21 protein-coding genes are annotated in these 20,248 nt (G+C 72.5%); 10 read left to right on the forward strand and 11 right to left on the reverse strand.

Features of this window, described 5'->3' with window-relative positions:
• Positions 1-61 precede the first annotated feature (61 nt).
• From OHB00_RS44620 to xylB, 5 genes are all read right to left on the reverse strand, one after another.
• Positions 62-667: an N-acetylmuramoyl-L-alanine amidase gene (locus OHB00_RS44620; protein ID WP_406443799.1), complete on the reverse strand. Its 606-nt coding sequence runs from the start codon at positions 665-667 to the stop codon at positions 62-64.
• A 53-nt stretch (positions 668-720) separates the two neighbouring features.
• On the reverse strand, positions 721-1,734 hold the full coding sequence (locus OHB00_RS44625) for an acetamidase/formamidase family protein (RefSeq protein WP_406443801.1): 1,014 nt from the start codon (positions 1,732-1,734) through the stop codon (positions 721-723).
• Positions 1,731-3,218 carry an APC family permease gene (locus tag OHB00_RS44630; protein WP_406443803.1) on the reverse strand — a complete coding sequence of 496 codons (1,488 nt, stop codon included), beginning with the start codon at positions 3,216-3,218 and terminating at the stop codon, positions 1,731-1,733. The genes OHB00_RS44625 and OHB00_RS44630 overlap by 4 nt, the downstream gene beginning before the upstream one ends.
• 173 nt (positions 3,219-3,391) lie before the next feature.
• Positions 3,392-4,600, reverse strand: coding sequence for an ROK family protein (locus tag OHB00_RS44635; RefSeq protein ID WP_406443805.1), 1,209 nt, complete (start codon positions 4,598-4,600; stop codon positions 3,392-3,394).
• 34 nt (positions 4,601-4,634) lie between these two features.
• Positions 4,635-6,080: a xylulokinase gene (gene xylB, locus OHB00_RS44640; RefSeq protein WP_406443807.1), complete on the reverse strand. Its 1,446-nt coding sequence runs from the start codon at positions 6,078-6,080 to the stop codon at positions 4,635-4,637.
• Between the two features lie 228 nt (positions 6,081-6,308).
• On the opposite strand from xylB, the gene xylA reads away from it, so the two are divergent.
• Both xylA and OHB00_RS44650 read left to right on the forward strand, forming a co-directional pair.
• Positions 6,309-7,475, forward strand: coding sequence for a xylose isomerase (gene xylA, locus OHB00_RS44645; protein ID WP_406443809.1), 1,167 nt, complete (start codon positions 6,309-6,311; stop codon positions 7,473-7,475).
• Between the two features lie 183 nt (positions 7,476-7,658).
• Positions 7,659-8,234 (forward strand): hypothetical protein, encoded by a 576-nt coding sequence (locus tag OHB00_RS44650; protein WP_406443811.1) that lies wholly within the window; start codon positions 7,659-7,661, stop codon positions 8,232-8,234.
• Positions 8,235-8,249: 15 nt separating this feature from the next.
• On the opposite strand, the gene OHB00_RS44655 is transcribed toward OHB00_RS44650, so the two are convergent.
• Positions 8,250-9,590: an esterase-like activity of phytase family protein gene (locus OHB00_RS44655; protein WP_406443812.1), complete on the reverse strand. Its 1,341-nt coding sequence runs from the start codon at positions 9,588-9,590 to the stop codon at positions 8,250-8,252.
• Between the two features lie 345 nt (positions 9,591-9,935).
• Between OHB00_RS44655 and OHB00_RS44660 the strand changes: the two genes are divergently transcribed.
• Positions 9,936-10,118 carry a hypothetical protein gene (locus OHB00_RS44660; protein ID WP_181809683.1) on the forward strand — a complete coding sequence of 61 codons (183 nt, stop codon included), beginning with the start codon at positions 9,936-9,938 and terminating at the stop codon, positions 10,116-10,118.
• Positions 10,119-10,193: 75 nt separating this feature from the next.
• Here OHB00_RS44660 and OHB00_RS44665 read toward each other — a convergent pair whose 3' ends face one another.
• The 3 genes from OHB00_RS44665 to OHB00_RS44675 all read right to left on the reverse strand — a co-directional run bounded on the left by OHB00_RS44665 (position 10,194) and on the right by OHB00_RS44675 (position 12,256).
• Positions 10,194-11,033, reverse strand: coding sequence for a hypothetical protein (locus OHB00_RS44665; RefSeq protein ID WP_406443814.1), 840 nt, complete (start codon positions 11,031-11,033; stop codon positions 10,194-10,196).
• Positions 11,034-11,197: 164 nt separating this feature from the next.
• Entirely contained in the window at positions 11,198-11,503 is a 306-nt protein-coding gene (locus tag OHB00_RS44670) for a hypothetical protein (protein ID WP_406443815.1), read from the reverse strand.
• A 153-nt stretch (positions 11,504-11,656) separates the two neighbouring features.
• On the reverse strand, positions 11,657-12,256 hold the full coding sequence (locus OHB00_RS44675; protein ID WP_406443817.1) for a class I SAM-dependent methyltransferase: 600 nt from the start codon (positions 12,254-12,256) through the stop codon (positions 11,657-11,659).
• 150 nt (positions 12,257-12,406) lie between these two features.
• On the opposite strand from OHB00_RS44675, the gene OHB00_RS44680 reads away from it, so the two are divergent.
• The 5 genes from OHB00_RS44680 (at position 12,407) to OHB00_RS44700 (ending at position 17,385) form a co-directional block, all read left to right on the forward strand.
• Positions 12,407-13,180, forward strand: a complete 774-nt coding sequence (locus OHB00_RS44680; RefSeq protein ID WP_406443819.1) for an MHYT domain-containing protein — start codon at positions 12,407-12,409, stop codon at positions 13,178-13,180.
• A 37-nt stretch (positions 13,181-13,217) separates the two neighbouring features.
• A complete protein-coding gene (locus OHB00_RS44685) occupies positions 13,218-15,737 on the forward strand; it encodes a nitrate- and nitrite sensing domain-containing protein (protein ID WP_406443820.1) in 2,520 nt (839 codons plus the stop codon).
• Positions 15,734-16,171: a roadblock/LC7 domain-containing protein gene (locus OHB00_RS44690; protein WP_406443821.1), complete on the forward strand. Its 438-nt coding sequence runs from the start codon at positions 15,734-15,736 to the stop codon at positions 16,169-16,171. The genes OHB00_RS44685 and OHB00_RS44690 overlap by 4 nt, the downstream gene beginning before the upstream one ends.
• A gap of 18 nt (positions 16,172-16,189) precedes the next feature.
• Positions 16,190-16,603 carry a DUF742 domain-containing protein gene (locus tag OHB00_RS44695; protein ID WP_406443822.1) on the forward strand — a complete coding sequence of 138 codons (414 nt, stop codon included), beginning with the start codon at positions 16,190-16,192 and terminating at the stop codon, positions 16,601-16,603.
• A 176-nt stretch (positions 16,604-16,779) separates the two neighbouring features.
• Positions 16,780-17,385, forward strand: a complete 606-nt coding sequence (locus OHB00_RS44700; RefSeq protein WP_365792750.1) for an ATP/GTP-binding protein — start codon at positions 16,780-16,782, stop codon at positions 17,383-17,385.
• A 3-nt stretch (positions 17,386-17,388) separates the two neighbouring features.
• On the opposite strand, the gene OHB00_RS44705 is transcribed toward OHB00_RS44700, so the two are convergent.
• The gene (locus tag OHB00_RS44705) at positions 17,389-17,817 is read right to left on the reverse strand and encodes a PPOX class F420-dependent oxidoreductase (RefSeq protein WP_406443825.1); all 429 of its coding nucleotides are present in this window, start codon (positions 17,815-17,817) and stop codon (positions 17,389-17,391) included.
• Between the two features lie 94 nt (positions 17,818-17,911).
• Between OHB00_RS44705 and OHB00_RS44710 the strand changes: the two genes are divergently transcribed.
• Positions 17,912-18,325, forward strand: a complete 414-nt coding sequence (locus OHB00_RS44710) for a roadblock/LC7 domain-containing protein (protein WP_406443826.1) — start codon at positions 17,912-17,914, stop codon at positions 18,323-18,325.
• Positions 18,326-18,451: 126 nt separating this feature from the next.
• Entirely contained in the window at positions 18,452-19,321 is an 870-nt protein-coding gene (locus OHB00_RS44715) for a DUF6397 family protein (RefSeq protein ID WP_406443828.1), read from the forward strand.
• 34 nt (positions 19,322-19,355) lie between these two features.
• Here OHB00_RS44715 and OHB00_RS44720 read toward each other — a convergent pair whose 3' ends face one another.
• Entirely contained in the window at positions 19,356-20,222 is an 867-nt protein-coding gene (locus OHB00_RS44720; RefSeq protein WP_406443830.1) for an acyl-CoA thioesterase, read from the reverse strand.
• Positions 20,223-20,248: the final 26 nt, after the last annotated feature.

Below are 20,248 nucleotides of genomic sequence, written 5' to 3' on the forward strand. Positions count from 1 at the left end.
ACGCGGGGTGTTCGCTCCGACAACCGTTTCGACCGGCCTCGTCGCGCGGCCCCGACGAGTCTCACTGCGAGGACACGCCGACCAGACTCATGTAGCGGACCCAGTCCCAGTGCTTCCCCGGATCGGTGTGGTCGGTCCCCGGCACCTCGACGTGGCCGATGACGTGGTCCCGGTCCATCGGGATGCCGTAGCGGTCGCAGATGGACGCCGTCAGCCGCGCCGACTCCTTGTACAGGGCGTCGGTGAAGTACTCCGGCTTGTCCACCCAGCCCTCGTGCTCGATGCCGATGCTTCGCGTGTTGTAGTCCCAGTTCCCCGCGTGCCAGGCCACGTCGGACTCCCGCACGCACTGCGCGACATGCCCGTCGGCCGAGCGCACCAGATAGTGCGCGGACACCCGCTTCTTCGGGTTCTGGAAGATGGACAGCGTGCCGGCGTACGACTGCTGCGTGACATGGATGATCACGCGGTCGATCGCGTACTCGTCGGGGCGCTGGGCCGGTGTCCGGTTGTCGCTGCTCGCCGCCTGCCACTCGGCCGACGGATAGTCGACGACTCCGGTCTGCGCTCCGGCCCGGCCCGCGGGGAGCAGCGCGTACGGGACCGCGGCGAGGGCCGCGCCCTTCAGGAGCCGTCGCCTGCTGGGGAGCGGTCGTGCCCGGTCCATGGGTGAAGTGCCTTTCGCAAGCGTGCTCGAAGCACGGGGGAGTCGAGGGGCGGTCAGCGGCGCAGGGCGGCCGCCGTCTCGCGCAGCCGCGCATGCAGTCCGCGGTAAGTCTCGCGCGCCGGCAGCCACTCCTTGCGAAGCTTGGCCACACACGTGTAGTTGGTGTCGCACACGTTGGCCAACGGCGATTCCACCGCCTGGGTCGCGTACTGGTACGCGTCGAGTTCGCCGAACCCGTAGTCGCGCACCAGCCACTGCACCAGGTCGAGCTGCGATATCCGGAAAGCGTCCTCCAGCGGACGCGCCGACCCCGTCGAGACGATGTGCGTGTCCGACTCCAGCCGGGGCCACGGCGTCGCGAGCCCCTTCAGCAGCTCGACGATCACCTTGGTGTTCATCGCGCACTCCACGGCCACCCCGCAGGTCTCGCCCTCTCCCTGCCGGGCGTGCCCGTCGCCGAGGCTGAGCAGCGCGCCCTCGACGTTGACCCCGAGGTAGCAGGTGACACCGGCCCGCATCTCGGGCGTGTCCATGTTCCCGCCGTGGGCGTCCGGCACCAGGGCCGAGCGCACCTCCAGATTCGCGGGGGCCACCCCGACCGTGCCGTGCATCGGGTCCAGCGGCAGCTCCAGCTCGATGCCGCCCTCGCGCGCCCGGAACAGGGCCGTGCGCCGGGTGCGGTCCAGCTGCCAGATCCAGACCGTCTCCGGCAGCGGCGGCTGAAGGGTGGCCGTGGTGTGCGTCGAGGTGAGCGCGCCGAACAGGGGGACCGTCGTCGACGCCGCCCAGTCCCGGGCCGGTTCTATGGACACGAAGTGCACGGCGACGGTGTCGCCCGGCTCCGCGCCCTCGATGTGGAAGGGCCCGGTCTGCGGGTTGAGGAACGGGAACTCGCACACCTCGGACACCAGGTCCTTCTCGGACCGCACCCGCCCGGCGAAGCAGTCCTCCGTGTACAGGTCGAGGACCGTGCCCGGCACGATCCGCGCCACCGGCGGCGCCCCGCCGAACGTCCAGGCGTAGTCGTCCGGTCCGGGCCGGACGGTGAGGATGCGGGGGTCGGTCATCGCGGTGTTGCTCCGTCCTGTGGGGCGACCGTGCCAGGAATGTTCTCTTCGAGGTGGACCCGCGCGGTCTCGGCTATGCGCTCGGGGTGGCGCCGGATCAGCACCAGCAGGACGACCGCACCGATCGCCATCCAGACGCCGACCACCGGACCGGCGTACGACACCGGCGCGGTCAGCTTCGTCACGAAGTCGAAGACGGGCAGGCCGGCCGCCGTGAGCAGGGCCGGGACGAAGGCCACGATGCCCAGCAGCGGGAGCAGCAGGTGCCGTACGGGCTTGACGGGCTGGCGGCCGCGGCGCAGGAAGTAGCCCGCGCAGGCGAGGTTGACGACGATGTAGACGCCGATGACGACCGTGACGATCACCGTGGCCAGCAGCAGGAACGCGGTCACCGGGTCGTAGCCGAAACCCAGCCCCAGCACGGCCCCGACCGCCACGACCGTCTGGACCGCGATGCCGGCGACGGGGGAGCGGTACCTGGGATGGAGCGTGGCGAGCACACGCGGGAGAACCCGGATGCGGGCCAGCGCGAAGGCGGTCCGTGTGGAGACGTTGGCGCAGGCGTTGGCGTTGGCGATCGTCGAGTTCACGACCGCGAGGAACACGAGTACCCAGAAGAGCCCGAAGGACGCCCGGGCGACGCCTTCCCAGGACGCCTCGCCCGCCGCCCCGAAGGAGGCGAACCGGCCGGGGCCGAAGTACACGGTCATCGCATAGGTGGTCACCACGTAGAACAGGCCGATTCCCAGGGCCGCGCCGAGCACCGCCCGGTGCATCGTACGGCGTGGGTCGCGGGTCTCCTCGGCGAGCGGCGCGGCCGCCTCGAAGCCGGCGAAGGCCAGCACGGTGTAGACGGAACCGGCGAAGACTCCGCTGACCCCTCCATGGCCCGGCGCCGTGTGCGAAGTGCCGAACACCGAAAGGGAGTTGTGACCGCCGGCCCTGACGATCAGCCATCCGGCGAAGACGAGGAACACCGCGACCTCGAAGACCCCGAGAACCGTCCCGAACCGGGCGGAGGCACGTACTCCCAGATACCCGGTGACGCCGATGACGGCGGCTCCGGCCAGCGCCCACGGCCACCACAGGCCGGCCGGGTAGGAGGCCCACTCGTCATGCAGGGTCCCCGCCGCGGTGAACCCGAGCTGAAGCAGGAGCAACGGCGGAACCAGCGCCTCCACGAAGACATAGCCCCAGCCGACCAGGAACCCCACGGCCGGATGCAGCCCCTGCGCCGCGTACGTGGCGACGGAGCCCGCGGCAGGTAACTCCCGCGCCAGCTCGGCCACGCAGGACGCGGTGGCCAGACAGGCCACCAGAGCGATCACCACGGCCAGCGGCAGACTGCCACCGGCGAACGCCGCTCCCGCCGGAATGGACGCGGCGACAGCTGCGGCGGGCGCCATCGCCGTGACGCCCTGGAACAGCACCTCCCGCAACCCCACCGCATCCCGCCGCAGCCCCACGGCCGCCTCTCCCGACATACGTCCCCCTGATGTGCGTTTTCCCCTGGTGTCGGCGGATGCCTCGCGTGAATCACGGTACGGCGGCCGAGGGTTGGGCAGAAGAGCGCCTGGTGGTTCCGTGGACAGGGCATGAACTGTGGACAACCTGCTCACCCGGACGGGTGAAGGGGAGTGTGAGGCGGCCGCCTCTGTCAGGCCCGCTCGGCCACCGTCGCCGGATCGTCCAGGACGGCCCGGATCACCGAGTGGGCCGCGCCCAGGAGAGGGCCCTCGGGGCCCAGCCGGGAGACGGAGACCGGGCAGGCGGGGCCTGTGGTGCGGTCGGCCAGTTCGGCCTCCAGGGAGGGGAGGAGCCAGGGAGCGAACCCGGCCAGGGCACCGCCCAGCACCACCGACTCGGGGTCGAGGAGATTGACGGCGCCGGTCAGGGCGATACCCAGGGCCGTACCGGCGTCGTGCAGGGCGCGTCGTACGCCTTCGTCGTCCGCGCCCGCCCGCTGTGCCAGCTGGCTTATCGCGTCCTCGCGGGATTCGAGGCCGGCCGCGCGCAGCACCGCCTCCTCTCCGGCGTACTGCTCAAGGCACCCGCGTCCGCCACAGGCGCAGCGCGGCCCGTCGGGGCGGACCGGCACATGGCCGAGTTCGCCCGCGAAACCGCGTTTCCCGCGCAGCAGTTGTCCGTCCACGACGACGGCGGCGCCGATGCCGATCTCGGCGGACACGTGCAGGAAGTCCCGCGGTGTGGCATCCCCGAGCCACAGCTCGGCCAGGGCGCCGAAGTTGGCTTCGTTGTCGACCGTCAGCGGGAGGCCGGCGGGCAGCAGCGCGCCGAGGTCGGTGTCGTGCCAGTCGAGGTTGGGAGCGTGGACGACCGTGTGTCCGTCGCGGGCCACCAGGCCCGGGACGGCGACCGCGAGACCGGCGGCCCACAGGCCGTTCCGCTCCGCGTCCGCCACGACCCGCCGCACCAGCCCGGTCAGCTCCGTCAGCACCGGACGTGGGTCCCGGCCCCGGTTCGCGCCGTGCCGCACGGCACGCGCGCGTACCTCGCCGCGCAGGTCCACCGCGCACACGGCGAGATGGTCGACCCCGACCTCCGCCCCGACACCTGCCGGGCCGCGCCCGCTGACCGCGAGCGCCGAACCCGGCCGCCCGACACGGCTGGGCCGCTCGGGGCCCAGTTCCTCCAGCAGTCCCCAGCGGACCAGCTCGTCGACGAGGGTCGACACGGCCGCTCTGGTGAGGCCGATGCGGGAGGCGACCGCGGCCCGCGACAGCGAGCCCTCCGCGCTGACCGCGTGCATCACACGCGCGAGGTTGCGCCGGCGCATGCCCTGCTGGGTGTCCGGCAGGGCACGGCCGGTCGCCGTGTGGCGGGCCTCGTGCAGCGGTGCGGTCATGCCTCCATCAATCCTCTGGAACGTCCTCTGCTGATCAGCGGTTCTCCGGCGCCCGTTCCAGCAGCGGGGCCGCGTCGGAGAGTACCCCGGAGATCCTGGCCAGCGTCGCCGCGTCCCGCTCCACCGCGTCCAGCACCGGCCCCGCGGCCGTGTTCCAGCGCCGGGCCACCGCCGCCGGGTCCTCACCGGTGAGCAGCCCGGCTGCCTGCGCGGCGGCGCCGAGGGCGACCAGCTCCTTCGCCTCGGGCACCTGCACCGGTCGCCCCGACAGCCGCCGTACCGTCTCCTGCCAGGCGCGGCCCCGGGCGCCGCCGCCGATCAGCAGCAACGGGGTGGTCCGGTCCGCGTCCTCGTCGAGGACCAGGTCCAGGGCGCCCAGCAGGGCGTGCACGGCGCCGTCGTAGGCGGCCTGGAGGAGCTGGCCCGCCGTGGTGTCGTGGCGCAGGCCGTGCAGCAGGCCGGAGGCGTGGGGCAGGTTCGGGGTGCGCTCGCCGTCCAGGTACGGCAGCAGGGTCACCGAGGTGCCGGGCTCGACGGCCTCGCGGTTCAGGCCGAGGAGGGCCGCGATCCGGTCGACCGCGAGGGTGCAGTTCAGGGTGCAGGCCAGCGGCAGCCAGTCGCCGTGGGCGTCGGCGAAGCCCGCCACCGTGCCCGTGGGGTCGGCGGGGCGGTGCTTGGAGACGGCGTACACCGTGCCCGAGGTGCCGAGGCTCAGCACGGGCGTGCCGGGGCGCAGTCCGAGCCCCAGGGCGGCCGCCGCGTTGTCGCCGGTGCCGGGCGCCACCAGAGTGCCCTTGGAGAACGGCAGGTCATGACTGTCGCGCACGGTGCCGGCGACCTCGCCGGGCCGGACCACTCGGGGCAGGAACGCCGGGTCCAGGCCCACGTGCGCGAGGGTCTCCTCGTCGTACGCCTCGGCCGCCGACGCCCACCAGCCGGTGCCGGAGGCGTCACCGCGGTCGGTGGTGCCCTGCCCGGTCAGGCGCTCGGTGAGGTAGTCGTGGGGGAGCCGTACGGCCCTGGTCGCGCGGACCGCCTCGGGCTCGTGCTCGGCCAGCCAGGCCCACTTGGTGACCGTGAACGACGCGCCCGGCACGCTGCCCGTGCGCTCCGCCCAGGCCTTCGGTCCGCCCAGCTCCTCGATCAGCCGCTGCGCCTGCGGCGCCGAACGCACGTCGTTCCACAGCAGCGCGGGCCGCACCGGCTCGCCACGCTCGTCCAGCGTGACCAGGCCGTGCTGCTGCCCGCCGATCGACACGGCCGCCGCCTCGTGCGCCGCGTCCCCGCACTGGCGCAGCGCCTCGCACAGCGCGTCCCACCACTGACGCGGATCGCTCTCCCGCCCCGCCCCGGTGGTCACGGTGTGCGGTGCCTGACCGCTCGCCACGACCTCGCCGGTGGCTGCGTCGACGACCAGCGCCTTGGTGGACTGGGTGGACGTGTCCACGCCGACGACGAGCGGACCCTCGGCTGCTGACATCGGACTCTCCCTTTTTGCGCGGCTCGCGCCTGACCTGACCTGCAGTTTTCCCGGTTCGTCGGGGTGTCGCGACCCGGTTTTCGCCCGTTCGGGGACATGGTGACCCTTCCCAGGGACGCGTCGGCATACTAATTTGTAAACCGCGATGACGAAATAGTCGGCACGACAGTCATCCACCAGTCATCCACCGCAGTCATCGAGCACAGCCCCCGAGCAAGGAGCCGCGGCATGAGCTTCCAGCCCACCCCCGAGGACAGGTTCACCTTCGGCCTGTGGACCGTCGGCTGGCAGGGAAGGGACCCGTTCGGCGACGCCACCCGCCGCGCCCTCGACCCGGTCGAGACGGTGCAGCGCCTGTCCGAACTGGGCGCCTACGGCGTGACGTTCCACGACGACGACCTGATCCCCTTCGGGTCCTCCGACACCGAGCGCGAATCGCACATCAAGCGCTTCCGGCAGGCCCTCGACGCGACCGGCATGACCGTCCCGATGGCCACTACGAACCTCTTCACCCACCCGGTCTTCAAGGACGGCGCGTTCACCGCGAACGACCGTGACGTGCGCCGCTACGCGCTGCGCAAGACCATCCGCAACATCGACCTGGCCGCCGAGCTGGGTGCGAAGACCTACGTGGCCTGGGGCGGTCGTGAAGGCGCCGAGTCCGGCGCCGCCAAGGACGTGCGGGTCGCCCTCGACCGCATGAAGGAGGCCTTCGACCTCCTCGGCGAGTACGTCACCTCCCAGGGCTACGACCTGCGTTTCGCCATCGAGCCCAAGCCGAACGAGCCGCGCGGCGACATCCTGCTCCCCACCGTCGGCCACGCGCTCGCGTTCATCGAGCGCCTGGAGCGCCCCGAGCTGTACGGCGTCAACCCCGAGGTGGGCCACGAGCAGATGGCCGGCCTGAACTTCCCGCACGGCATCGCACAGGCCCTGTGGGCGGGCAAGCTCTTCCACATCGACCTCAACGGCCAGTCCGGCATCAAGTACGACCAGGACCTGCGCTTCGGCGCCGGCGACCTGCGCGCCGCCTTCTGGCTGGTCGACCTCCTGGAGAGCGCCGGTTACGAGGGGCCGAAGCACTTCGACTTCAAGCCGCCGCGGACCGAGGACCTCGACGGTGTGTGGGCGTCGGCCGCCGGCTGCATGCGCAACTACCTGATCCTCAAGGAGCGCGCGGCCGCCTTCCGTGCGGACCCGGAGGTCCAGGAGGCCCTGCGCGCCTCCCGTCTGGACCAGCTTGCCCTGCCGACCGCGGCGGACGGCCTCCAGGCGCTCCTCGCCGACCGGACGGCCTTCGAGGAGTTCGACGCGGACGCGACCGCCGCGCGCGGGATGGCCTTCGAGCGCCTCGACCAGCTGGCGATGGACCACCTGCTGGGTGCGCGGGGCTGACCCGTACGCGCGCGTGCGGGCCGCCTTCGAAGCGGACACCCGCACGCGCGCGTGTCGTTTCCTGTGCCCGCACGACGGGTTCGCACCGGAAATGCTCCGGAATCGTGCGATCCGTGGCATGAGTCCGTGCCAACTCCCGCGTGGGGCTCGCGTGCTGACCGGAACGCGGTGACTCTTGGCGTTATGGCCATGCCGCCCGTACCGCCACGACCGCCCGGCCCACCGGAGGGCACGCCGCCGCCCGGCGGCTACGACCCGCCTCCGTACGGTGGTTTCGGACCGCACCCGGGCGACGGCTTCGGCATGTCCTCCGGCGGGGGCTTCGGCCCACCGCCGGACGACGTGTTCGACCGGCCGTCGCACGTCGGCTTCGGCGCCCCGCCCGGCGGCCAGGACCCGCCCACCGCCGTCGGCTGGATGCCACCACGTCCTCCGCGGCCGCCCCGTCGGCGCAGCGGGCCGCTCTTCGCCGTACTGGCCCTGCTGGTGGCCGCGGTGGCTGTCGCCGCCGTCGTTCTGATGGCGTCCGGCGGCGACGGCTCGACCGACGACAAACCCACCACGAGCAGCCCCAGCCCGTCCGGCTCGGACCGCCCGTCGTTCAGCCTGCCCAGCGAACTCCCCTCGCAGTGGCCGTCGGGGCTGCCCAGCAGCCTGCCGTCGGGCCTGCCGAGCGAACTCCCCTCGCAGTGGCCGTCGGGGCTGCCCAGCGAGCTGCCGAGCGGCCTGGACTCCATGCTGCCCTCACTGCTGGGGTAGGCGCGGCTCCCTGGGTCACAGCCCCTTGGGCAGCCGGACGTACACCAGGGTCGTCTCGATGCCGCTGTCGACGAGACGACCCTGTGCGTCGAAGGCGCCCGCTCCGTCGGTCATCCCGAAGTCGTTGTCGTTGATCAGGGCGAGCGTGTCGTGGTCCACGCGCGCGATGCCCTCGATCTTCAGCGGCACCCCGGTCACCGTGTTCAGGTCGACCACCAGACGCTTGCCGAGCACCGGAACCCCGGCGGCGGCCGGGTCGTCCAGCTGCTCCAGCGACGGGGACGCGGTGTCGTCGTCGTAGACGCCGCCGAGAATGTCCGACCTGCGGTCCAGCTTCACCACCTCCAGCCGCGCGGCCTTGTCGGTGCGCTCCTCGACCAGCAGCCGGTCGCCGCCGACGGCCACGATCGAGGAGATCTTCAGCTCGGAGGTGTCGTCCTCGCTCGGGTCCACCACGTTCACCGGGTCGAAGCGGTAGGCGTACTCGGCCGTGACCGCCTTCTCACGGGGCGAGAAACGCAGCAGCCGGGTCGTGCGCGAGGCGTCCCCGGCATCCCCGTCGGGCAGGGAGAGGGGGCTCTGCAGAGCCATCACGAGATCCCCGTCGGGAAGCAGGGCCAGTCCCTCGAAGCCGCGGTTGATCTTCCGGTGCAGGAAGACGGACGGCAGGGCCTCCACCACCGGGTAGCCGGTGCCGGTGAGGTTCAGCCCCTTGGGCACGTAACGGGTGAGCACCTTCCCGCGCGCAGAGAGGTGGACCAGCGACGGCCCGTACTCGTCGACGAGCCAGAACGTGCCGTCCGCCGCCCGCACGATGCCCTCGGTGTCCAGGCCGTCGGGGTCGTACGACAGCGGGGTCTTCGCGTCGTAGGAGTACGGCGCCTCGTCCCGGCTCGCCTGGTTGGACAGCCCGGTGACGGCCTTGCCGGAGGAGGTGGTGATCGGGATCGCGTCGATCACCTTGATGGCGTCGCCCAGGACGCGGATCTTCACGATCGCCGGGTCGAAGCCGGGCACCGGGAAGGTCCGGCGCTTCTTGCCGTCCACCTTGATCTGGCCGTTGGGACCGCGGTCGGTGACCGTCCAGTATTCGCCCTTGCGGCCGGCCGGGTAGATGTCGCTGCCGATGCCTCCGAGGTCCACACCCCGGTCGTTGTCCACGCTGCCCGGGAGCAGCGCGTTGCTGAAGGCGCCGAGCGGGATGTCGCCGAGGGTGGCGGTGCGGGTGACATGCGCCTCGCCGGACGACGAGGCCTCGGCCGTGCCCGCCGCCACGAGGGCGGCGGCCAGAACCAGGGGCAGACCCGTCGCGACGGAACGGTGGACGCGGCGTCTGCCGGTGGCATGCGGGGACATCGGTGGCCTCCTGGAGACAGGTTCGTTGGCAGCGGCCAGAGTTGGGCCTCAGGAGGAACACCGCTCGACCGGCCGGTGAACGGAGGGCGACCGCCACTCGGCGGATCATCGGATTCGGCCGCTTGGTGGCGGACCGTCGGATTCCGCGGCTCGCGTGAACGCTCAGTGCGCACCGGAATGGTTACGCTGGGGACGGAGCTGCTTCACAATCTGTTCGACTCGGGGCTCAGGGGCCAGTAGGGGTCGCTCGTCAGGGATGTCTCAGGGTCGCCGTCCGGAACCGCGGGAAGCGCGGGCCCGTTTTCAGATCAGAGAGCGGCAAGGGCCGCGAAGGAGGCGACGCTGATGTCGAAGAACGCGAAGATCGCCGCAGGAGGTGTGGCGGTCGGGCTCATCCTGCTGATATGGCTGCCCTGGTGGGTGACGTTCCTGATCGTGGTGGGCGTCCCGGTGGCCGCGTACCTCACCCTCGACCCCTCGCAGCGGCGCAGGCTGCGCCGGGTCACGCGCAAGGAGATCGGCCGCTGACCGGCCGCTGAGTCGCCTGCGCGGGACCATCACCCGCTCTGACGCGGTTGTGGGCGGGAGGGGGCCAGGGAGGACTCACAGGGGCCGTACGGCCATCTTGTCGAGGGCTTCCAGGAGGCCGGGGAGCTCGGGGCCCCGGCCGACCGGCAGGACCTCGCCCGGTTCCTCGTCGAGGAGCACGAAGGCGATGTCGTCGGTGCGGGCCACCAGCGACCAGCCCGGCCCGTCGGCGCGCAGCGTGCGGGCGTCGCCCGGCGCGAACGAGGAGCGGACCCGGCCCAGCGGCGGTGGAGCGTCCACGTAGGCCCGCGCCTCGGCCAGCACGCGCCGGATGCCGAGGTGACCCTTCGGGGCCGCCTCGGCGTCCGCCGGGGCCTCCTCGGACGCTTCCGCGGCCGCGGCCGCGGGTGCCGGGAAGTGGTCGTCGCTGATCTGCTCCCGCCAGACCGCCCACTGGAGGGCGATCTCGTCCGCGCCCAGCCGCCGCTGCGCCGGGCCCCAGGTGCTGGTGTCCGGTGGGGTCAGCGCGGCACGGTCCGCCACCTCCGGGCCGGGGTCGTGCGGCGCGGGCACGTTCGGGGCCGCCACGGCGACCGCCAGCGGCCAGCCGGGCAGGGCGGCGACCACCGTGCGTTCGTCCGGCGACAGGTCGTACTCCATGCCGCAGTCCCAGGACGCGATCGCCACGGCGACCAGCGAGACGTCGTCGATGACGACCGTCCAGCGTGCCCCGTCGCCGTCCTGGCCGAGCACCAGCCCGTAGCCGTCGGCGCGCGGCGCCAGCTCCAGCGCCGCGCAGGCCTCCGGATAGTCGTCGCCCAGCACGCTCGGAAACTGCGCGGGCGTCAGCAGCACCGCCGTGAGCACGTACAGCGCCTCGTCCGCGGCGACGGCCTCCTCGTCGGTCCCGGCCATCCCTGCCTCCCCAGTGGTTCTTCCAACGGCGCGCACCCTAGTGCGAGGGGAAGGCCGTTGTCACGACCGGCCACTCATGCGGAGCTGCAGTTTTCCACCGGGACGGGACGAAACGACCTCGGTGGCGAGGAATAAGTGGCATCGAGCTCGGCGGTACCGAAGGGTCAGGCCACGGGCAGCCCGAGAAGGTCGCGGGCCACCGTGGCCGGCGACTCGTCGCGCTCGCGGGCCAGGGCGATCACGGCCCGGCACGCCAGCTCGCTCACCCCGAAGGACAACGCCTCCGGCGACACCCAGCCTGCCGTCTCCTCGACCCGGTCCTGGTCGTCCTCCGCCCGGGCCGCGACGTAGGCGGCCGCGGCCTCGAACAAGTTGTGCGTACGCCGCTCACGGCTCGCACGCGGTTCCGGCGCGCTCTTCTTCTCAGCGCCACGAAATCTGCCTGCGTACCTGCGGGTTCGGTCGAACACGCGAGCCCCCTTGCCCCTGTCGCCTCCGAAACACTTGCCTTTCTCTGTCGAACATAGTTGAAGCTCCGGCAACAGAAGAGGGCGTCGCCTGGATGTCTCGGCCCGACCCGGCCCCGGCTTCGGTCCCGATGCCTTCGCCGCGGCGGTCGCCGGCTAGTCTCCGCGGACCGCCAGCGCCAGGAACCGGGCGTCCTCGTCCACGTACGACGTCATGCGCCAGCCCGCACCGGCCAGCAACGGGCCGAGGTTTCCCTCCGCGCGCAGGTCGTCCGGCGTGATCTGCCGTCCCTGGCGCGCCGCCAGGGCGGACCGGCCGATGGGGTGGAACAGGGCCAGGGTGCCGCCGGTGCGGACCACGCGCGCGAGCTCCCGCAGGTTCTCCGCCGGACGGGGCAGATGGGCGATCAGGCCCGCGGCGAACACGGCGTCGAGGGATCCCGGACGTACCGGCAGCGCGCCGACGTCGGCGAGCAGCAACTGCCCGTCACGGTCCCGGCCGGCCCGCCGGGCGGCCTGCAGCATGGCGGGGGTGAGGTCCATCCCGAGGACCACGCCGGTGGGTCCCACGGCCCGGCGGAGCGGCGGCAGGGCGCGCCCGGTGCCGCACCCCGCGTCGAGCACCCGGTCGCCCGCGCGCAGCCCGAGATCGGCGACGGCGGCCGCGTACGCGGGACCGTCGTCGGGGAACCTGCTGTCCCAGTCGGCCGCCCGCGCGGTGAAGAACTCCCGGACATGTGTGTGGTCATCGCTCATGGTCCGCATGATCCCTCACCGTCACGGAGGACGACCCTGCGCGCACGTTCGAGCGTGAGGCGATCGTTCCGGCACATCTCTGAGTCATATTGCAACACCTTTCGAAATGCGCCCCCTTTGTGCGCCCGTGCCCCCTAGCGTCCCTGAGCCATGGGACACCTGGACCACGCCACCTTCGGCTGGCTGACCCCCGTGCTGTCGTACGTCATGGCCTGCATAGGCGCCGCACTGGGGCTGCGCTGCACCGTCCGCGCGCTCGGCAGCACCGGCCGCTCGCGCCGCAACTGGCTGCTCACGGCGGCCTCCGCACTCGGCACCGGCATCTGGACCATGCACTTCGTGGCCATGCTCGGCTTCGGCGTCAGCGGCACCGACATCCGCTACGACGTACCGCTGACCATCCTCAGCCTGCTCGTCGCCGTGGTCGTCGTCAGCGCCGGCGTCTTCGCCGTCGGCTACAGCCGCGACCGCAACCGCGCGCTCCTGGTCGGCGGACTCACCACCGGGCTGGGCGTCGCCAGCATGCACTACCTCGGCATGGCGGCCGTCCGGCTGCACGGCGCCGTCCACTACGACCCGATGCTCGTCGGGCTCTCCGTCCTCATCGCCGTGGTCGCCGCGACCGCGGCCCTGTGGGCGGCGCTCAACATCAGGTCACCCGTCGCGGTCACCGTCGCCTCCCTGGTCATGGGAGCGGCCGTCAGCAGCATGCACTACACCGGGATGTTCGCGGTCAGCGTGCACGTCACGCCCTCCGGCAGCCCCCTGCCCGGGGCCACGGCGATGCAGTTCATCTTCCCCCTCGCCGTCGGCCTCGGGTCCTATCTGTTCCTCACCTCGGCCTTCGTCGCGCTCTCGCCCACGGCCGGGGAGCGCGAGGCGTCCGCCTCGGCCCAGCGGCCCGTCACGGGCGCCGCGCGCTGACCCGGCGCCCGCCCCACCTTTCCCGAGCGAGGAGGCCATGCGTACACCCCGTAGGACCCCCACAGCAGGCCCGGAGACACCGTCACCGCAGCCGCCGCGAGGCCGCCGCGCGCACGCCGGACCACCCGCCGACGAACCACCCGCCGACGAACCGGCCGACGACGTCGCCGGTACCGCGGCGGACAACGCGCCGGTGCGCGCGGGAGGCTGGCGGATCCGCCCACGGACCGTGCGGGCCAAGGTCGTCTGCCTGCTCATGGTGCCCGTCATGTCCCTGCTCGCGCTGTGGGCGTACGCCACGGTCACCACGGCACAGGACGTCGCCCGGCTGCGCCAGTCCCAGCGCGTCGACGCCGCGCTGCGCACCCCGGTCGCCGCCGCCGTCGCCGCGCTCCAGACCGAGCGGGCCGCGGCCGTCCGGTACGCGACCGATCCCGCCTCCGAACAGAGCACCGACCTCAAGAGGCTCGGCGCCCGCACCGACCAGGCCGTGGCCGCACTACGGCTGGGCAAGGACAGCACCGTCGCCGACAGCACGGAGCTGCCCTCCGGTGTCGCCCGGCGCCTGCAAGCCTTCGTCACCGGCGCCGAACGGCTGCCCACGCTGCGCCGAGCGGTGCAGAACCGCGGCGCAGGCTGGGACGCGGCCTACCAGCAGTACACCCAGGCCATCACCTCGGCCTTCGCCGTGGACGGCGCCCTCACCGGCATCCAGGCCGACGACATGGGCTCCGACGCGCGTGTGCTGCTCGAATTCTCCCGCGCGGGCGAGGCACTCGCCCAGGAGGACACGGTCCTCGGCGGCGCCCGGCTGGCCGGCGGCCTCGACGGCCAGCGACTGCGGCTGTTCACCGGCGCCGTCGACACCCGCCGCGTCCTCACCGACGCGGCCGTCGCCGATCTGCCCGGGACCCAGCGCACCGCCTGGCAGCGACTCGCCGACGGCGAGAACTACACCGTGCTGAGCGCCGCCGAGGACCGGATCCTCGCCAGCTCACCCGGAGCCCGAGCGGTCGGCGCGGCCCCGGAAGCCGGCTGGGACACCACACACGCGCGCGTGCAGGACGGCATGCGCGGCATCGAGGCCGACACGGCACGCGCGGTGGCGGGCCGGGCCGATCCGTTCGCACGTGGCCTGCTCACCCCGGCCGGCGCCGCCGTCCTCTTCGGCCTGCTCGCCGTGGCCGCCTCGCTCGTCATCTCCGTGCGCATCGGACGCGGCCTGGTCGTCGAGCTGGTGAGCCTGCGTAACAGCGCTCTGGAGATCGCCCGCCGCAAACTCCCCGAGGCGATGCGCAGACTGCGGGCCGGCGAGGAGATCGACGTCCGTGCCGAGGCGCCACCGGGGCCACCCACCGAGGACGAGACCGGACAGGTCGCCGAGGCCCTCGCCACCATGCACCGAGCCGCCCTGCGCGCCGCCGTGGAACGCGCCGAACTCGCCAGCGGCATCTCGGGAGTCTTCGTCAACCTCGCCCGCCGCAGTCAGATCCTCGTCCACCGCCAGCTGAGCCTGCTGGACAGCATGGAACGCCGCTCCGACGACCCCAGCGAACTGAGCGACCTCTTCCGTCTCGACCACCTGACCACGCGTATGCGCCGCCACGCGGAGAGCCTGATCATCCTCTCCGGAGCCGCCCCCGGCCGGGCCTGGCGGATGCCGGTGTCCCTGACCAACGTCGTACGGGCCGCAGTGTCCGAAGTCGAGGACTACGCGCGCGTGGAGGTACGACAGCTCCCCGAGGCGGCCGTCGTCGGTGCGGCCGTCGCCGACCTCACGCATCTGCTCGCCGAGGTCGTGGAGAACGCCGCTCAGTTCTCGCCGCCGCACACGCGTGTGCGCGTCACCGGAGAGCCCGTCGGCAACGGCTACGCCCTGGAGGTCGAGGACCGCGGGCTCGGCATGGGCCAGGAGACCCTCGCGGAGGCCAACCGGCGCATCGAGCAGTCGGAGGCCCTCGACCTGTTCGACAGCGACCGGCTCGGTCTCTTCGTGGTCAGCAGGCTCGCGGCCCGGCACGGCATCAAGGTGCATCTGCGCACCTCGCCGTATGGCGGCACCACCGCGGTGGTGCTGCTGCCGAAGGCCCTGCTGCACGGCGGCTCGGCGGAACGCTCAGCCCGCCCGCCCGCCGCCACCGAACAGACGGCGGAACGCGCCTACGCGCGCGTGCCCGGCGCCGCCCTCGCCGAGTCCGCCCCCGCCGGCCGGCCCGCCCTTGCCGCCACCCACACCCCACCGCGCCCCGCGCCCGAGCCCCCGCCCCCCGGAGTCACCACCTTGAGGCCGCACCGCCCTCCGCACGACTCCGAGCCCGCCGACGACGACCTCCCGCGCCGCGTCCGGCAGGCGAGCCTCGCCCCCCAACTGCGCGATCGCCGGGCCGAGGAGCCCGCGCCCGCCCGCAACGGGGACGAACGCACCCCCGAACTCGTCCGCGACCGCATGAGCGCCTACCGCGACGGCTGGGCGCGCGGCGGCGGCAGACAACCCGGACGCGGCGCCGCCCCGGAAGCCGAAGAGGGCACCGACAGCACCGAAGGAGACCGCCCATGATCCAGGACCCGAGCACGAGGGCAGACCGGCGTTCCGGCGAACTCGACTGGCTGCTGGACGATTTGGTGCTGCGCGCCACCGAAGTACGGCACGCCGTGGTGCTGTCCAACGACGGCCTCGCCGTCGGCGCCTCGACCGGCCTCAAACGCGAGGACGCCGAGCACCTCGCCGCCGTGGCCTCCGGTTTCAACAGCCTCGCCAAGGGCGCCGGACGCCACTTCGGGGCGGGCGGGGTGCGCCAGACCATGGTCGAGATGGACGACGCCTTCCTCTTCGTGGCCGCCGCGGGCGACGGCTCCTGCCTCGCCCTGCTCACGGACGTGACCGCTGACATCGGCCTGGTCGCCTACGAGATGGCCCGCCTGGTCAAGCGCGTCGGCGAGCACCTCTACACCGCGCCGCGCGTCGCCGCCCGGCCGCCCGCCGCCGGCTGAGCCGGAAGACCGCCGTCCATGACCGAGTACACGACCGGAGCCCCGTGCGAGCCGGGCAGCCAGTGGTACGACAGCGAGGCCGGGCCCCTGGTCCGCCCCTACGCCATGACCGGGGGCCGCACCACGTCCGGCCCCACCGGCGTGAAGTACGACCTGATCGCCCTGGTCACGCTCGACACGGGCGCGGCCGGCACCGACGACGACACCGCGCTGGGCCCCGAACACCGGGCGCTGGTCGACCTGTGCCGGCTGGAGACGCAGTCCGTCGCCGAACTCGCCGCCGGCGCCGACCTCCCCGTGGGCGTGGTCCGGGTGCTCCTGGGTGACCTGCTGGAACTGGGCCGGGTCACCGTGAGCCGACCGGTGCCACCGGCCCAGTTGCCCGACGAACGGATTCTGCGCGAGGTCATCGAGGGATTGCGGGCACTGTAGATGAGCATCCGGAACCAACCGGGCCCCAGCCGGTCGAAACTGACGCGTTCCGGTCCATCCCTCCGCGGTGGGGCGGGAGTTGCCATGATGCTGGCTTCGCCTCGTCCCGTGCCGCCTCGCCGGTGTCCCGACGTCCACCGCAGCAGGTCCCCCAGGCTCTCCCGAGAGAAGTGATCATGGTCTCCGAGCACTCCGAGTCCACCGCCGACGACACGTCGGCCATGGCGCTGAAGATATTGGTCGCCGGCGGCTTCGGCGTCGGGAAGACCACCCTGGTCGGCGCGGTCAGCGAGATCCGGCCGTTGCGCACCGAGGAAATGCTCAGCGAAGCGGGCCAGCTGGTGGACGACACGGACGGCGTGGACCAGAAGGTCACCACCACCGTCGCCATGGACTTCGGCCGCATCACCATCCGCTCCGGCCTCTCCCTGTACCTCTTCGGCACCCCGGGCCAGGATCGCTTCTGGTTCCTCTGGGACGAGCTGTCGCAGGGAGCACTGGGCGCCGTCGTCCTCGCCGACACCCGCCGTCTGGAGGACTGCTTCCCGGCGGTCGACTACTTCGAGCACCGGCACATCCCGTTCGTCGTGGCCGTCAACTGCTTCACCGGTGCCCGGAGCTACGGCGCCCACGACGTCTCCCGCGCCCTCGACCTGGACCAGGGCACGCCCGTGGTCCTGTGCGACGCCCGGGACCGGGATTCCGGCAAGGAGGTGCTGATCCGGCTCGTCGAGTACGCCGGACGGATGCACACCGCCCGGCTCCTCGACTCGGTGGGCTGAGCCTCAGCCCGTGAGGTCCTTGAGCGCCACCACCTTCTCCACGGTGACCCGGACCAGCAGCTCGCCTGGGACGCCGTTACGGGCGCCGAACTCCTCCGCGCGCTCCGCGCCCATGTAACGGGCCGCGATCCGGGTGGCCGAATCACGCAGTTCGCCCAGGTCCTCCGAGAGTCGGGCACGCCCGTTCAGCACCACGAAATGGAAAGGCGGCCGGTCGTCGTCCACGCAGAGGGCGACACGCCCGTCACGGGCGAGATTGCGCCCTTTCACGGTGTCCTTGCCGGTGTTGAACACCAGCTCGTCCCCGTCCAGCAGGAACCAGACGGGCGCCACATGCGGGCTGCCGTCGGCGTTGACGGTGGACAGTTTGCCGGTGCGGGTGCCGTGCGAGACGAACGCCCGCCATTCCTCGTCGGTCATCTTCTCTGCCATGCGCCCATCCTCCTTGCCCGGACGCCGGTGGTGGGGAAGGCTGGCGGGGAGATCCTCCAGCCAGGGGGAGACGGTACGCGGGGAGACGCTGGACATGGCGCAGAACCAGGGACTCGGCTGGCTGCTCGACGACCTGACCGAGCGCGTGGAGCACGTGCGGCACGCGCTGGTCCTGTCGAACGACGGACTGGTCACGGGAGCGAGCACCGGCCTTCGCCGGGAGGACGCGGAGCATCTGGCCGCCGTTGCCTCCGGGCTGCACAGCCTCGCCAAGGGCTCCGGTCGCCACTTCGGCGCGGGCCAGGTCCGGCAGACGATGATCGAGTACGACGAGGCGGTCCTCTTCGTCACCGCGGCCGGAACCGGCAGCTGCCTGTGCGTGCTCAGCGGTGCGGAGGCCGACATCGGCCAGATCGCCTACGAGATGACCTTGCTGGTCAACCGCGTCGGCGAACACCTCGCGGTGGATGCCCGGCAACCGGAGCGCTCCTCGGTGATGGACCTCTGACCTGCGGATTCATCCCCTGCTGTGGAGTTATCCACAGGCCTGCCACGAGTCTCGCCGAAACGGCTACGGTCTTTCCACGGCGAGCGCACCGGGCGCGAGCCACCCACTCCGCGGGGGAGAACGACCATGTCAGGCACCACGCTCACCCCATCCCGCCCGCTCACCTGCGCGCCGACCCGCGCCGCCCGCGAACTGGGCCTCCGGCGGGGTGAGTTCGACCTCGCGGTACACCTCGGACGGATCCGCACCGTGCCCGACGAGGGAGGCGGCGGAGACCGCCGCGTGCCACGGGCCGAGATCGACCGGCTCCAGGGCCGGGCGGAATCCCTCCGCGAGAGCGTGCAGGTCGTGGGGACGACCGACGGCGCGGCCCTGATGGGGATTTCGGCGGGCAGGTTCACCCGGGTGGCGAAACTCGGCCTGGTGACTCCGGTGAAGTGGTACCCGAACCGCTACCGGGCCGTCGTCTGGCTCTATCTGACGGAGGAACTACGCCGGTTCGCGGCCGACGAGAAGAACACCCGGCTGCTCACCGGCCGTACACCCGCGGAACTGACCGACCGGCTGAGGGCGGGCGCGGACCAGCGGGCCCGTAACTGGCGCGGACGCCACTGCGGGTTCCTGCTGCGGCAGGCGGACGGACCGTGGGAGCGGGCCGGGGTGGTGGCCGGCTTCCTGGACCCCGGTGAGATCGACGACGTACTCACGGACCCTCACGAGCGCGCCCACGTGACGGCCTTGCGGCCGGGCCCGCCCGCGCACGGCGTGCCGGGCTCACCGGCCGCCCAACTCGCCGAGGAACTCATGACAGCGGCCGACCCGGACGAGATCGAGTGGTTCAGGCACGACCTGGCACGGGAAGTGGCGCAAGCCCGCACGCACCGGCCGGCTGCCCGCCCCGCCGCGCCGTCTCGGCACCCCGCCCCCGGCCGGCGCGAACTCTCCCGAGGCCTGCGCGGCTGGCTGCTGCGCAGAAGCCCGCGGCCCGCGCGCTGACCGGCGGACCCGGACCGCGCCCGCTGCCGCGGCCCTAGAGCGCGCGGAACAGCCCCTCCTGGACCACCGACACCAGCAACCGGCCGTCCAGGTCGTAGACCCGGCCGCGGGCCAGGCCCAGACCACCCGTGGCGATGGGGGACTCCTGCTCGTACAGGAACCACTCGTCCGCGCGAAACGGCCGGTGGAACCACATGGCGTGGTCCAGTGAGGCGATGTCGAAGTTCCGCGGCCCCCACAGCGGTTCGACAGGGACCCGGACCGCGTCCAGGAGGGTCATGTCGCTGGCGTAGGTCAGCGCACAGGTGTGCACCAGCGGATCGTCGCCCAGCGGGCCGACCGCGCGCATCCACACCGCACTGCGCGGCTCGGCGCCCGCCATCTCCTCGGGGTGCCAGCGCAGCCGGTCGACATAGCGGATGTCGAAGGGCTGGCGGCGCGCCATCCGCTCCAGCTGCTCGGGCAGCTCGCCCAGATGCTTGCGGATCTCCTCCGCGAGCGTAGGCAGCGACTCCGGGTGCGGCACCTCGCGAAACTGCGGCAGCTGGTGCTCGAAAGCTCCCACCTCAGGCTTGTGGAAGGAGGCGGTCAGATTGAAGATCGTGCGGCCCTGCTGCACGGCGGTGACCCGGCGCGTCGTGAACGACCGCCCGTCCCGGACCCGTTCCACCTGGTACACGATCGGCACGCCCGGTCGGCCCGGGCGCAGGAAGTACGCGTGCAGCGAGTGCACCGGGCGGTCGCCCTCCGTGGTGCGGCTGGCGGCGACCAGGGCCTGGCCGGCCACCTGGCCGCCGAAGACCCGCTGGAGGGACTCGTGGGGGCTGCGGCCCCGGAAGATGTTGACCTCGATCTGCTCCAGGTCGAGCACGTCGACCAGTCTCTCGGCCGGGTTGGTCATGGGTGGGATTCTCCTGTGCTGGGACC

The organism is Streptomyces sp. NBC_00631 (assembly GCF_045206895.1).
Classification (GTDB): Bacteria; Actinomycetota; Actinomycetes; order Streptomycetales; family Streptomycetaceae; genus Streptomyces.